This is a genomic window from Streptomyces sp. CB02959, from assembly GCF_002803155.1.
GTDB lineage: Bacteria > Actinomycetota > Actinomycetes > Streptomycetales > Streptomycetaceae > Streptomyces.
In genome coordinates this window covers 65,352-77,259 of record NZ_NNBP01000032.1, presented here as the reverse complement: position 1 = coordinate 77,259, position 11,908 = coordinate 65,352, and the positions used below count along the sequence as shown (strand labels likewise).

Genomic DNA, 11,908 nt, shown 5'->3' with positions numbered 1-11,908 from the left:
TCCGTATACCTGGTCTTTCTGCTCGCGGCGAGGGCGTCGATTCCGTCCGGACGGACCGCCCGCAGAGCCGCCGCGGCGGTGGGCACCACCACGGCTTTCCTTCCACGCATTTCGTTCAGCTTCCCTCTGCCGCAAAACACCGACGCCCTTTCCGGCGCCGGTTCGAAGATCTTTCCACGGAATTAGTGAGGGAATCCAGAGTTGCCGGAAATGGCTTTGAGGATATTTCCGCTGTACTTCGGATCAGTAGCGGTGCGGGGCCGCGCGCCCCGGAATTGCCGGTGCTGCGGGGCGGCGGCGCGGGCCGCGGCGGGCGCCGGGCGGCGGTCAGCCGCCGGCGCCGTCACCCTCCGCGTCCGCCGCGCGGACCGGTTCGCAGAGCACCGTGACGATCTTGTTGCGGCGGCCGGCGGGCGCCTCGGCGATCAGCCGCAGCGCCTTGAGGTCCGGGTCCGAGGCGTCGTCGGAGAGGTCGATCTCGGCGGTCGCCCCGGCGATCGGGACCCGGCCCAGCTGCTTGGCGAGCAGCCCGCCGACCGTTTCCACGTCCTCGTCGTCCAGCTCCGCGAGGCCGTACAGCTCGCCCAGTGCGCCGATGTCGAGGCGGGCGGTGACGCGGTAGCGGCCGCCGCCCAGGTCCTGCACGGGCGGGAGTTCCCGGTCGTACTCGTCGGTGATCTCGCCGACGATCTCCTCCAGGATGTCCTCGATGGTGACGATGCCGGCGGTGCCGCCGTATTCGTCGATCACCACCGCGACGTGGTTGCGGTCCCGCTGCATCTCGCGCAGCAGATCGCCGGCGTTCTTGGTGTCGGGGACGAACACCGCCGGGCGCATCGCCGTGGAGACCAGTTCGTTCTCCGCGTCCCGGCTGATGTGCACCTTGCGGGCGAGGTCCTTGAGGTAGACCACGCCGACGATGTCGTCCTCGTTCTCGCCGGTCACCGGGATCCGGGAGAAGCCGGAGCGCAGCGCCAGGGTCAGCGCCTGCCGGATGGTCTTGAACCGCTCGACGGAGACCAGGTCCGTGCGGGGCACCATCACCTCCCGGACGAGGGTGTCGCCGAGTTGGAAGACCGAGTGCACCATCCGGCGCTCCTCGTCCTCGATCAGCGACTCCTTCTCGGCCAGGTCCACCAGGGACCGCAGCTCCGCCTCGGAGGCGAACGGGCCCTTGCGGAAGCCCTTGCCGGGGGTGAGGGCGTTGCCGAGCAGGATCAGCAGCTGCGGCACCGGGCCCATCACCCGGGCCAGCGGCAGCAGGACGTACGCCGCCGCGGTGGTGGTGTTGAGCGGGTGCTGGCGGCCGATGGTGCGCGGGGAGACTCCCACGGCGACGTAGGAGACCAGCACCATCACCGCGATGGCGACGGTCAGCGCCTGCCAGGTCGTGTCGAAGGAACGCAGGCAGGCGTAGGTGACCAGGGCTCCGGCGGCCACCTCGCAGCCGACCCGCACCAGCAGCGCGAGGTTGAGGTAGCGGGTGGGGTCGGCGGCGACCGCGGCGAGCTTGGCGCTGCCCCGGCGGCCGGAGCGCACGGCCTCCTCGGCGCGGAAGCTCGTCGTCCGGGTCAGCCCGGCCTCCGCGCAGGCGGCGAGCCAGGCGACCACGACGAGCAGTACCGCGACGGCGATCAGGGTGGTCATCGTGCGCCCCGTCAGGTCACGGTCGGGGCCGGCGAGGGACCGGTCATCCCGCGCTCGGCCCGCCAGCCGTCGACGATCGCGGCCTGCAGGCCGAACATCTCGGCCTTCTCGTCCGGCTCCTCGTGGTCGTAGCCGAGCAGGTGCAGCACGCCGTGGACGGTCAGCAGCTGGAGTTCCTCGTCCATGCTGTGCTCCGTCGGGGCGTCCTTGCCCTGCTTCTCGGCGACCTCCGGGCAGAGCACGATGTCGCCGAGGAGCCCCTGCGGGGGCTCCTCGTCGTCCTTGGCGGGCGGCCGCAGCTCGTCCATCGGGAAGGACATGACGTCGGTCGGGCCGGGGAGGTCCATCCACTGGAGGTGGAGCTGCTCCATGGCCTCGGCGTCCACGACGATGACGGACAGCTCGGAGAGCGGGTGGATCCGCATCCGGGCCAGGGCATAGCGGGCGACGTCCAGGATCGCCTGCTCGTCGATGTCCGTACCGGACTCGTTGTTGACGTCGATCGACATGGGGAAGGTGGGTCTCGCTTCTTGGTCGCGCAGCGCGGGCTACTTGCCGTTGCGGCTGTCGTACTTCTCGTAGGCGTCGACGATACGGCCGACGAGCTTGTGCCGGACGACGTCCCTGCTGGTGAGCTCGGAGAAGTGCACGTCGTCGACGCCGGTCAGGATGTCCCGGACCTGGCGCAGACCGCTCTTCGTGCTACCCGGCAGGTCGATCTGGGTCACGTCGCCGGTGATGACTATCTTCGAGTCGAAGCCGAGCCGGGTGAGGAACATCTTCATCTGCTCGGGACTGGTGTTCTGCGCCTCGTCGAGAATGATGAAGGCGTCGTTGAGCGTCCGGCCTCGCATGTACGCCAGCGGCGCGACCTCGATCGTCCCCGCCGCCATCAGCCGCGGGATGGAGTCCGGGTCGAGCATGTCGTGCAGCGCGTCGTAGAGCGGGCGCAGATAGGGGTCGATCTTCTCGTAGAGGGTGCCGGGCAGGAAGCCCAGGCGCTCTCCGGCCTCGACCGCGGGGCGGGTCAGGATGATCCGGTTGACCTGCTTGGCCTGGAGGGCCTGGACGGCCTTGGCCATGGCCAGGTAGGTCTTGCCGGTGCCGGCCGGCCCGATCCCGAAGACGATGGTGTGCTTGTCGATGGCGTCGACGTAGCGCTTCTGGTTGAGGGTCTTGGGGCGGATGGTGCGGCCGCGGTTGGAGAGGATGTTCTGGGTGAGCACCTCGGCCGGGGTCTCGCTGGCCCCTTCGCCGTTCTCCGCCGCGCGCAGCATGGCGATGGAGCGTTCCACTGCGTCCTCCGTCATCGGTTGTCCGGTGCGGAGCACCAGCATCATCTCGTCGAAAAGGCGCTGGATCAGGGCGACTTCCCGGGCGTCGCCGACCGCGCTGACCTCGTTGCCCCGGACGTGGATGTCGGTGGCGGGGAAGGCGTCCTCGATCACGCGCAGGAGCGAGTCGCCGGATCCCAGGACCGTCACCATCGGGTGCTTGGCCGGGACCGTGAACTGGGCGCTCGCCTGCGCTCGTGTGGGTGTCTGCGTCATGGGTAGGCCAGGTGGCCTGCTCAACCCCCATCCTTTGCTCATCACAGGTGCGGACCGCGACAGCGGTGCCCGCACTGGCTCCTTGCGCTACCAGAGTACGACGGGGCACCGACAAGCCGATCTGCTTTTCCGGGACGGCCGCGGGGGCACCGGAGGGCGGGCCGGGCGGCGCGCTCAGGCGGGGCGGCGGAAACCGATCGTGGGGACCGCACGGGCCAGCGGCGCGGAGTCGCTCGGGCGCGCGAGGTCCGCCGCCCCCGTGGCGCCGAGGCCCACGCCCGGCTCGGGCAGCACGGCGTCCAGGAAGCCGTACTGGCGGCGCAGCCCGGCGGTGGCCCCGGTGTCGCAGGCCCGGACCCGGCGCCACCAGGCGGCGATCTCCGCCCAGCCGGGCGCGGAGAGCGAACCGCCGAACTCCTGCACCGACAGGGCGGCGCTCAGCCCGGCGAAGGACAGCCGGTCGGCCAGCGGCCAGTCGGCGAGGGTGCCGGTGACGAAGCCGGCGACGAAGACGTCCCCGGCGCCGGTCGGGTCCAGCGCCTCCACCACGATGGCGGGCACCTCGGCGCTCTCCCCGGTGCGGGCGTCCACCGCGTACGCGCCCTCCGAGCCGAGCGTGACGACGGCGAGCGTCACCAGGTCGGCGAGCCTGCGGGCGGCGGCGCGCGGGCAGTCGGTGCGGGTGTAGCGCATCGCCTCCTCGGCGTTGGGCAGGAACGCCTCGCAGTGCTCCAGGTCGACGAGGTCGGTCGGGTCCCACCGGCCGGAGTCGTCCCAGCCGACGTCGGCGAAGATCCGGCTGCCGCGACCGGCCGCACAGCCCAGCCAGCCCTCCCGGCGGCCGGGGACGAGCGAGGCGACGCAGGCCCGGGTCGGCGGCGGGCAGCCGGGGGCGTGCGCCCCGTCGAAGGCGTCCTCCGGGGGCGGCGCCTCGTGGCCGTGCGAGACCATGGTGCGCTCGCCCTCGTAGGCCATCGAGACGGTGACCGGCGAGTGCCAGCCCGGGACCTTCCGCGAGAGTGCCAGGTCGATGCCCTCGCCCTGCTCCAGCGCCTCCCAGCAGTACTCGCCGTACATGTCGTCGCCGAACGCGGCGGCCAGGGAGGTGCGCAGCCCGAGCCGGGCCAGTGCGGTGGCCATGTTGGCGACGCCGCCGGGGCTGGAGCCCATGCCGCGGGCCCAGGATTCGGTGCCGCGGACCGGGGCGGAATCCAGGCCGGTGAAGATGATGTCGAGGAAGACGGTGCCGGTGAGGTAGACGTCGGTGGGCGGATCGTCCGCGCGGCGCACCGCGGCCAGCGGATCGAGCCCCGTCGGCACGTCGGCCGGCCCCTCGGGCGGTTGGACCTCGCGTCGGCCAGTGTTCACCGCGCTCGCCCCTCTCGTACTCAACTCGTGCCGCCAGTGTGCCTGATGCTGCGGTACGTTCCGCCCCATGAGGCTCTCCCTTCTCGGCGGTGGCGGCTTCCGGGTGCCCCTGGTCTACCGCGCGCTGCTGGACGACCCCGCACGCTCCGTCTCCGAGCTGACGCTGTACGACACCGATCCCCGCCGGGTCGCGGTGATCTCCGAGGTGCTGGCCGAGCTGGCCCGGGGCCGTACCGAACCGGTACCCGTACGGGTGGCGGAAAGTCTCGACGCCGCGCTGACCGGAGCCGACTTCGTGTTCTCCGCCATACGGGTCGGCGGTACCGCCGGTCGTATCCGGGACGAGCGGATCCCGCTGTCGGAGGGCGTCCTGGGCCAGGAGACGGTCGGCGCCGGCGGGGTCCTCTACGGGCTGCGGACGATCCCGGTCGCACTGCACATCGCCGAACGGGTCGCGGCACTCGCCCCGGGGGCCTGGGTCATCAACTTCACCAATCCGGCGGGGATGGTGACCGAGGCGATGGCGCAGGTGCTGGGCGACCGGGTCATCGGGATCTGCGACTCCCCCGTGGGGCTGGTACGCCGGGCGGCGCGGGCGGCCGGCGCGGACCCGGCGGCCCTGGAGGACCCGACCCGGTCCGGCTACGACTACGTGGGGCTCAACCACCTCGGCTGGCTGCGCTCGTTGACGCTCGACGGCACCGACGTCCTGCCCGGCCTCCTGGGCGACGTGACGGCGCTGGGGTCCTTCGAGGAGGGCCGGCTCTTCGGCCCGGAGTGGCTCCGGGTCCTCGGCGCCCTCCCCAACGAGTACCTGCACTACTACTACTTCCGCCGCGAGACCCTGCACTCCGTACGGGACACCGGAGAGACCCGCGGGGAGTTCCTGGACCGGCAGCAGGGCGGCTTCTTCGAACGGGCCGCGGCGGCCGGCTCCCCGGAGGCGGTGTACGACCTGTGGGAGCGGACCCGGCTGGAGCGCGAGGAGACGTACATGGCGCACAGCCGGGAGGCGACCGGCGGCTGGCAGCGGGACAGCCTCGACCTGGAGGGCGGCGGCTACGACCGGGTGGCGCTGGCGCTGATGCACGCCATCGCCGGCGACTCCGGACGACGGCTGATCCTCAACGTCCGCAACGGGACGACGGTGCCGCAGCTGGCGCCGGACGCGGTCGTGGAGACGGTGTGCGAGGTGACCGCCAAGGGGGCCCGGCCGCTGCCCTGCGCGCCGCTGCGCGAGGACCAGTTGGGCCTGATGCTCCAGGTCAAGGCGGTCGAACGGGCAACGGTGGCAGCCGCCCTCTTCAAGGACCGCGACGCAGCACTGCGGGCCCTCGCCCTGCACCCCCTCGTCGACTCGGCGGCCGTGGCCGCCCGCATCCTGCAACGAGCGGGCACGGAGCGCTGAGGCCGGGGCGCCGCCCCCCTGCGGTGCCGCACCGCAGGGCCGGGAGCACCCCGCCGTGCCGCTCACGGGACTTCCTCGCGCCGCCGCACGGGCGGGACATACGCGGCTGAGTCGGGCCTGGGCCGCGGCAAGGCCCTCGCACCGCCGCATGTGGGGGCAATACTCCGACGGCTCGCGCTCGCGGCCACTGGCTCACGCCGGCTGTCGCTGGCTCGCGCCCACGCTCTTGCGACCTCGCACTCTTGCGCCCCCGCGCCCCCGCGCTGCCGGAATACGCCCCGCCCGCGCCACGTTGTGGCCCCGCAGGGGGCATTCCGGCCCCCTACGGGATGTGTTCGCCCGCCCCCTAGTGGCCCCGGGCGATCCACTCCGCCAGGTGCGGTGCCTCCTGGCCGATGGTCGTCGAGTCGCCGTGGCCGGTGTGGACCACCGTCTTGGGCGGCAGGGTCAGCAGCCGGTCGCGGATCGAGTCGATGATCGTCGGGAAGTCGGAGAACGACCGGCCGGTGGCGCCGGGGCCGCCCTGGAACAGGGTGTCCCCGGTGAAGACGGTGTCCAGGTCGGGGGCGTGCAGGCAGACCGCCCCGGGCGCGTGGCCGGGGGTGTGCAGCACCCTCAGGTCGGTGCCGGCGATGGTCAGTACCTGGCCGTCCGACAGTTCTCCGTCGGGGGCGGTGTCCGGGTGGGTCTGCTTCCACAGCGGCAGCTCGTCGGGGTGCAGGAGGATCCGCGCCCCGGTGCGGGCGGCGAGTGCCGGGGCCGCGTCGATGTGGTCGTTGTGCGCGTGGGTGCAGATGATGGCGCGCAGCGTACGGCCGTCGAGGGCCCGCAGGATGGCGTCGGCGTCATGGGCGGCGTCGATGACGACGGCCTCCGAACCGTCGCCGACGATCCACACGTTGTTGTCGACGTCCCAGGTGCCGCCGTCCAGCGAGAACGTCCCGGAGGTGACGAGGTGGTCGATGCGGGCGGTCATCACAGCACCACCACCGAGCGCAGCACGTCACCGGCGTGCATCCGGTCGAAGGCCCGCTCCACGTCGTCGATGCCGATGGTCTCGGTGACGAACGCGCCGAGGTCGATCCGGCCCTGCTGGTGGAGGTCGATCAGCATCGGGAAGTCCCGGGACGGCAGGCAGTCGCCGTACCAGGACGACTTCAGGGCGCCGCCGCGGCCGAAGACGTCCAGGAGGGGGAGTTCCAGGGTCATCTCCGGGGTGGGCACGCCCACCAGGACGACCGTGCCGGCCAGGTCGCGGGCGTAGAACGCCTGCCGGTAGGTCTCCGGGCGGCCGACCGCGTCGATGACGACGTCGGCGCCGAAGCCGCCGGTCAGTTCGCGGACCGCCTCGACGGGGTCGGTGGTGCGGGAGTTGACGGTGTGGGTGGCCCCCATGGTGCGGGCCGTCGCCAGCTTCCGGTCGTCGATGTCGACGGCGATGATCCTGGCGGCGCCGGCCAGTCGGGCGCCGACCACCGCCGCGTCGCCGACGCCGCCGCAGCCGATGACCGCGACCGAGTCGCCGCGGCCGACCTGGCCGGTGTTGATCGCGGCGCCGATGCCCGCCATCACCCCGCAGCCCAGCAGCCCCGCGACGGCCGGTGAGACCGCCGGGTCGACCTTGGTGCACTGGCCGGCGGCGACCAGCGTCTTGTCGGCGAACGCCCCGATGCCCAGCGCCGGGGTGAGCTCGGTGCCGTCCTTGAGCGTCATCTTCTGCTGGGCGTTGTGGGTGTTGAAGCAGTACTGGGGCCGTCCGCGCAGACATGCCCGGCAGGAGCCGCACACCGCACGCCAGTTGAGGACGACGAAGTCCCCGGGGGCGACGTCGGTGACGCCCTCGCCCACCGACTCCACCACCCCGGCTGCCTCGTGGCCGAGCAGGAACGGGAAGTCGTCGTTGATCCCGCCCTGCTTGTAGTGCAGGTCGGTGTGGCACACCCCGCACGCCTGAATCTTCACCACGGCCTCGCCCGGCCCCGGATCGGGCACCAGGATCGTCTCCAGCCGGACCGCTTCGTTCTTCCCCGGCGCCACGACGCCGCGCACTTCCTGTGCCATCGGTACCGCCCCTCTTCGAAGATCACGTACGGGACCACTGTGGCGTACCGCCACCGTCCCGTGCCACACCGTACGCGGGCGCGGCAGGGGGCGCGGCGCGGGTCGTCCCGGTGGGGCCGGGGCCCGCCCCGGGGCACGGGATCGCGGGCGGGCCCGCCCGGGTCACCAGCGGGGGACCGCGGGGGTGGTCCAGCCGGGGTCGGCGCGGCGCATCGCGGCGGCGTCGTCGCGGTTGCGGTACGTGCCGTCGTCGTCCAGCCAGCGTCGGTGCAGTGCGGCGAGCCGGTCCCGGTCGAGGGTGACGCCGAGGCCGGGGGCGTCGCCGACGTCCAGGTGGCCGTCGCGGAAGACGAGGCGGTCGGCCAGCACGTCCTCGGTCTGCCAGGGGTAGTGGGTGTCGCAGGCGTGGTCCAGGTCGGGGACGGTGGCCGCCACCTGGGTCATGGCGGCCAGGCTGATGCCGAGGTGGGTGTTGGAGTGCATGGCCAGGCCGAGGCCGAAGGTGCGGCAGAGGGCGGCGAGTTCCCGGGTGGCGCGCAGTCCGCCCCAGTAGTGGTGGTCGGAGAGCACGATCCGGACAGCGCCGCGGGCGACCGCCTCGGGGAGCTCCTCGAAGGTGGTGACGCACATGTTGGTGGCGAGCGGGACCGGTGTGCCGGCCGCGACGCGGGCCATCGCCGCGGTGCCGCTCACCGGGTCCTCCAGGTATTCCAGGACGTCCGCCAGATCGTCCGCCACCTGGAGCGCGGTCTCCACCGACCAGGCGCCGTTGGGGTCCAGCCGCAGCGGCCGCCCGGGGAACGCCTCGGCCAGTGCCCGGATCGCGGCGGTCTCCCGGTCCGGCGGGAAGACCCCGCCCTTGAGCTTGAACGAGGTGAAGCCGTAGCGGTCGGCGAACCGGCGGGCCTGGGCGACGATGCCGGCCGGGTCGAGGGCGGCACCCCAGTCGTCCGGCTCGCCCAGGCCGTCGGGGTGCCGCTCCCACCGGTAGAAGAGGTAGGCGCTGTAGTCGACCCGGTCGCGCACCGCGCCGCCGAGCAGGGCGTGCACGGGCAGTCCGGCGGCATGCCCCCAGGCGTCCAGGCAGGCGACTTCGAAGCCGGAGCGGACCGAGTCCCGCAGTTTGCCGGCGGTGCGGACGCCGCGCAGTCCGGCGGCGTCGACGCCGTCCGGGCCGGGCTGCTCCACCGCGCCGCCCACTTGGTCGGCGAGCGCGGACAGGCCGTTCAGGTCCGTGACCGATCGGCCGATCAGGGCGGTGGCCAACGGGCGGGCCAGACCTAGGTATTCGGCGTCCCCGTAGGTCTCGCCCAGGCCGGTGGCGCCGCCGGCGGTGACCAGTTCGATGATCAGGCGTGGGGTGTACGGCTGGTGCACGCCTTGGGTGTTGAGCAGTGGGGGGTCGGCGACCAGGACCGGGGTGAGTCGGACCTCGGTGACGACCAGGTCCGCGGGGTGGGGGGCGACCATCGGCGTTCGTCTCCATATGTAGACAACATCCATGGACAGGGATGGAGGCTAAAGAGCGCGCGCACGACCCGTCAAGAGCCGCACCGCGCAGCCCAGTTGGACGGCACCATCACGCCACCCTTTGCCAACCCTTTAATCTTCGCGCGTAGATACCCACTCGCCACCTCTGTTACATCTACCCGGGACCACCCCCTCGCTTCCCTAAGGAGCCGCGCATGCCCCGCCCCGCCCTCTCCCGCCGTGTCCGTCTGGGCGGTGCGGTGGCCGCCGCCGTCGTCGCCGGCACCGCGGTGTTCGGCGCCGGCCAGGCCACCGCCGAGCACTCCGTGCCGCGCACCGACAAGGAGATCCCCAACCTCACCCAGGTGCAGGACAAGATCAAGGCGTACTACGGCGACACGGTGACGGCCGACGGGGAGCACTACGCCTCCCCCACCGGCAACTACGCCCGCCAGGTCCGCGGCATCGAGGCCAAGGCCCGCGCCTACCTGGCCGGCGCGCTCGCCGAGAAGAACACCGGGAAGAACACCGGGAAGGCCAAGCCCGCCATCGTCCTGGACATGGACGACACCACCCTGCTGACCTACAACTACGAGCTGAAGGTCGGCTTCAACTTCACCCCCAAGACCCAGGACGAGTACCTGGAGCACACCGACATGGCCGCGGTCTTCGGCATGAACGACCTGGTCAACTGGGCCCACAAGAAGGGCGCCGAGGTCTTCTTCCTCACCGGCCGCAAGGAGGCGCAGCGCGACTGGAGCGTGCGCAACCTCAAGAACGTCGGCTACGACGTCCCGCTGGACCGCCCGCACGTCTACCTGCGGGACAAGGAGCACCCGCCCGCCTACCTGCCGTGCGGCACGACCTGTTCGACCATCGACTTCAAGTCGGGCACCCGTCGGCACATCGAGTCCCTCGGCTACCGGGTCGTCGCCAACTTCGGCGACCAGTACAGCGACCTGGCGGGCGGCGCGGCGCAGCGCACCTTCAAGCTGCCGAACCCGATGTACTACCTGCCGTAGGCGGTGGCCCCCGGCGCCCTCCTCAGGGCGCCGGGGCTTCTTCAGCGCCTCTTGGGGAGCGGCACCCGCAGCAGGTCCTTGGCGATGGTGAGTTCACCGGTGAAGCCCGCCGTGCGCGCCTGCCGCTCGAAGTCCGCAGGGTCGGCGTAACGCTGCGAGAAGTGCGTCAGCACCAGGTGCCGCACCCCGGCGTCGGCGGCCACCCGGGCCGCCTGACCGGCCGTCAAGTGCCCGTGCTCCTCGGCGAGTCGGATGTCCTCGTCGAGGAAGGTGGACTCGATCACCAGCATGTCCACGCCGTCCGCGAGCGTGTGGACGCCGTCGCACAGCCGGGTGTCCATGACGAAGGCGAAGCTCTGGCCGGGCCGCACCTCGCTGACCTCGTCGAGGGTGACGCCGTTCAGCTCGCCGTCCCGCTGGAGGCGGCCGACGTCCGGTCCGGCGATGCCGTGGGCGGCCAGCCGCTCGGGCAGCATCCGCCGGCCGTCCGGCTCGGTCAGGCGGTAGCCGTACGACTCGACCGGGTGCGAGAGCTTGCGCGCCGTCAGGACGTACCCCTTGGCGCGGTCCAGTTCGCCGTCGGCGGAGACCGGCCGCTGGGCGATCCGGACCGTTTCGCGGTAGGCGGTGGCGTACCGCAGCCGCTCGAAGAACCGCTCGCCGCTGGCCGGGTAGTGGGCGGTCACCGGATGCGGCACCCGGTCGAGGTTGATCCGCTGGATCACCCCGGCCAGTCCCAGCGAGTGGTCGCCGTGGAAGTGGGTGATGCAGATCCGGTTGATGTCGTGGGCGGCGACCCCGGCCCGCAGCATCTGGCGCTGGGTGCCCTCACCGGGGTCGAAGAGCAGCCCCTGGCCGTCCCACCGCAGCAGGTAGCCGTTGTGGTTGCGGTGCCGGGTGGGGACCTGGCTGGCCGTCCCGAGGACGACCAGTTCGCGTACCGACATGGCTCGTTATCCGGGGGGCCACTGGAGGCCGCGGCCGCCGAGGACGTGCAGGTGGGCGTGGAAGACGGTCTGGCCGGCGCCGGCCCCGGTGTTGAAGACGACCCGGTAGCCGGTCTCCTCGATCTCGTCAGCGGCCGCGACCTCGCGGGACTCGCTCAGTATGTCGGCGATCACCTTCGGCTCGGCGGCGGCGAGCGACGCCGCGTCCGGGTAGTGGACCTTGGGGATCACCAGGACGTGCGTCGGCGCCTGGGGGTTGATGTCGCGGAACGCGACGGTGGTCTCGGTCTCGCGGACGATCGTCGCCGGGACCTCCCCCGCCACGATCTTGCAGAACAGGCAGTCGGCCTGCGTTTCTCCCGCCACCGGTGGACTCCTCCCGGGTCGCGCGACACGCACCGTGCGTACGCCCTCCGGATGCTAGCCGATCACCCC

Annotated in this window: 11 protein-coding genes; 2 read left to right on the top strand and 9 right to left on the bottom strand. The window is 72.1% G+C overall.

Going from position 1 to position 11,908, the window contains the following annotated elements; all coding sequences use genetic code 11:
- Positions 1-327 precede the first annotated feature (327 nt).
- The 4 genes from CG747_RS37980 to CG747_RS37965 all read right to left on the bottom strand — a co-directional run bounded on the left by CG747_RS37980 (position 328) and on the right by CG747_RS37965 (position 4,565).
- Positions 328-1,647 carry a hemolysin family protein gene (locus tag CG747_RS37980; protein ID WP_100606445.1) on the bottom strand — a complete coding sequence of 440 codons (1,320 nt, stop codon included), beginning with the start codon at positions 1,645-1,647 and terminating at the stop codon, positions 328-330.
- Between the two features lie 11 nt (positions 1,648-1,658).
- The gene (ybeY, locus tag CG747_RS37975) at positions 1,659-2,156 is read right to left on the bottom strand and encodes an rRNA maturation RNase YbeY (RefSeq protein WP_100606444.1); all 498 of its coding nucleotides are present in this window, start codon (positions 2,154-2,156) and stop codon (positions 1,659-1,661) included.
- A 39-nt stretch (positions 2,157-2,195) separates the two neighbouring features.
- Positions 2,196-3,197 carry a PhoH family protein gene (locus CG747_RS37970; RefSeq protein ID WP_100606443.1) on the bottom strand — a complete coding sequence of 334 codons (1,002 nt, stop codon included), beginning with the start codon at positions 3,195-3,197 and terminating at the stop codon, positions 2,196-2,198.
- Positions 3,198-3,371: 174 nt separating this feature from the next.
- Positions 3,372-4,565, bottom strand: coding sequence for a carbohydrate kinase family protein (locus tag CG747_RS37965; protein WP_100606442.1), 1,194 nt, complete (start codon positions 4,563-4,565; stop codon positions 3,372-3,374).
- Between the two features lie 67 nt (positions 4,566-4,632).
- Here CG747_RS37965 and CG747_RS37960 point away from each other — a divergent pair, with 67 nt between their 5' ends.
- Positions 4,633-5,973 (top strand): 6-phospho-beta-glucosidase, encoded by a 1,341-nt coding sequence (locus tag CG747_RS37960; protein ID WP_100606441.1) that lies wholly within the window; start codon positions 4,633-4,635, stop codon positions 5,971-5,973.
- Between the two features lie 346 nt (positions 5,974-6,319).
- Here the strand turns inward: CG747_RS37960 and CG747_RS37955 are convergent, their stop codons facing one another.
- The 3 genes from CG747_RS37955 to CG747_RS37945 all read right to left on the bottom strand — a co-directional run bounded on the left by CG747_RS37955 (position 6,320) and on the right by CG747_RS37945 (position 9,504).
- Complete coding sequence (locus tag CG747_RS37955) at positions 6,320-6,949, bottom strand: MBL fold metallo-hydrolase (protein ID WP_100606440.1); 630 nt, start codon at positions 6,947-6,949, stop codon at positions 6,320-6,322.
- Positions 6,949-8,034, bottom strand: a complete 1,086-nt coding sequence (locus tag CG747_RS37950; protein ID WP_100606439.1) for an S-(hydroxymethyl)mycothiol dehydrogenase — start codon at positions 8,032-8,034, stop codon at positions 6,949-6,951. Before CG747_RS37950 ends, CG747_RS37955 begins: the two co-directional genes overlap by 1 nt.
- A 162-nt stretch (positions 8,035-8,196) precedes the next feature.
- Positions 8,197-9,504 (bottom strand): glucarate dehydratase family protein, encoded by a 1,308-nt coding sequence (locus CG747_RS37945; RefSeq protein ID WP_100606438.1) that lies wholly within the window; start codon positions 9,502-9,504, stop codon positions 8,197-8,199.
- 215 nt (positions 9,505-9,719) lie between these two features.
- On the opposite strand from CG747_RS37945, the gene CG747_RS37940 reads away from it, so the two are divergent.
- Complete coding sequence (locus CG747_RS37940; protein WP_100606437.1) at positions 9,720-10,526, top strand: HAD family acid phosphatase; 807 nt, start codon at positions 9,720-9,722, stop codon at positions 10,524-10,526.
- A 41-nt stretch (positions 10,527-10,567) separates the two neighbouring features.
- Here the strand turns inward: CG747_RS37940 and CG747_RS37935 are convergent, their stop codons facing one another.
- Both CG747_RS37935 and CG747_RS37930 read right to left on the bottom strand, forming a co-directional pair.
- Entirely contained in the window at positions 10,568-11,473 is a 906-nt protein-coding gene (locus CG747_RS37935; protein WP_100606436.1) for a ribonuclease Z, read from the bottom strand.
- Between the two features lie 6 nt (positions 11,474-11,479).
- Positions 11,480-11,839, bottom strand: coding sequence for a histidine triad nucleotide-binding protein (locus CG747_RS37930; RefSeq protein ID WP_100606435.1), 360 nt, complete (start codon positions 11,837-11,839; stop codon positions 11,480-11,482).
- Positions 11,840-11,908 lie beyond the last annotated feature (69 nt).

Coding starts and splice junctions, on each gene's coding strand:
- CG747_RS37980 (WP_100606445.1), bottom strand. CDS start 1,647: ATGACCACCCTGATCGCCGTCGCGGTACTGCTCGTCGTGGTCGCCTGG.
- ybeY (WP_100606444.1), bottom strand. CDS start 2,156: ATGTCGATCGACGTCAACAACGAGTCCGGTACGGACATCGACGAGCAG.
- CG747_RS37970 (WP_100606443.1), bottom strand. CDS start 3,197: ATGACGCAGACACCCACACGAGCGCAGGCGAGCGCCCAGTTCACGGTC.
- CG747_RS37960 (WP_100606441.1), top strand. CDS start 4,633: ATGAGGCTCTCCCTTCTCGGCGGTGGCGGCTTCCGGGTGCCCCTGGTC.
- CG747_RS37955 (WP_100606440.1), bottom strand. CDS start 6,949: ATGACCGCCCGCATCGACCACCTCGTCACCTCCGGGACGTTCTCGCTG.
- CG747_RS37950 (WP_100606439.1), bottom strand. CDS start 8,034: ATGGCACAGGAAGTGCGCGGCGTCGTGGCGCCGGGGAAGAACGAAGCG.
- CG747_RS37945 (WP_100606438.1), bottom strand. CDS start 9,504: ATGGTCGCCCCCCACCCCGCGGACCTGGTCGTCACCGAGGTCCGACTC.
- CG747_RS37940 (WP_100606437.1), top strand. CDS start 9,720: ATGCCCCGCCCCGCCCTCTCCCGCCGTGTCCGTCTGGGCGGTGCGGTG.
- CG747_RS37935 (WP_100606436.1), bottom strand. CDS start 11,473: ATGTCGGTACGCGAACTGGTCGTCCTCGGGACGGCCAGCCAGGTCCCC.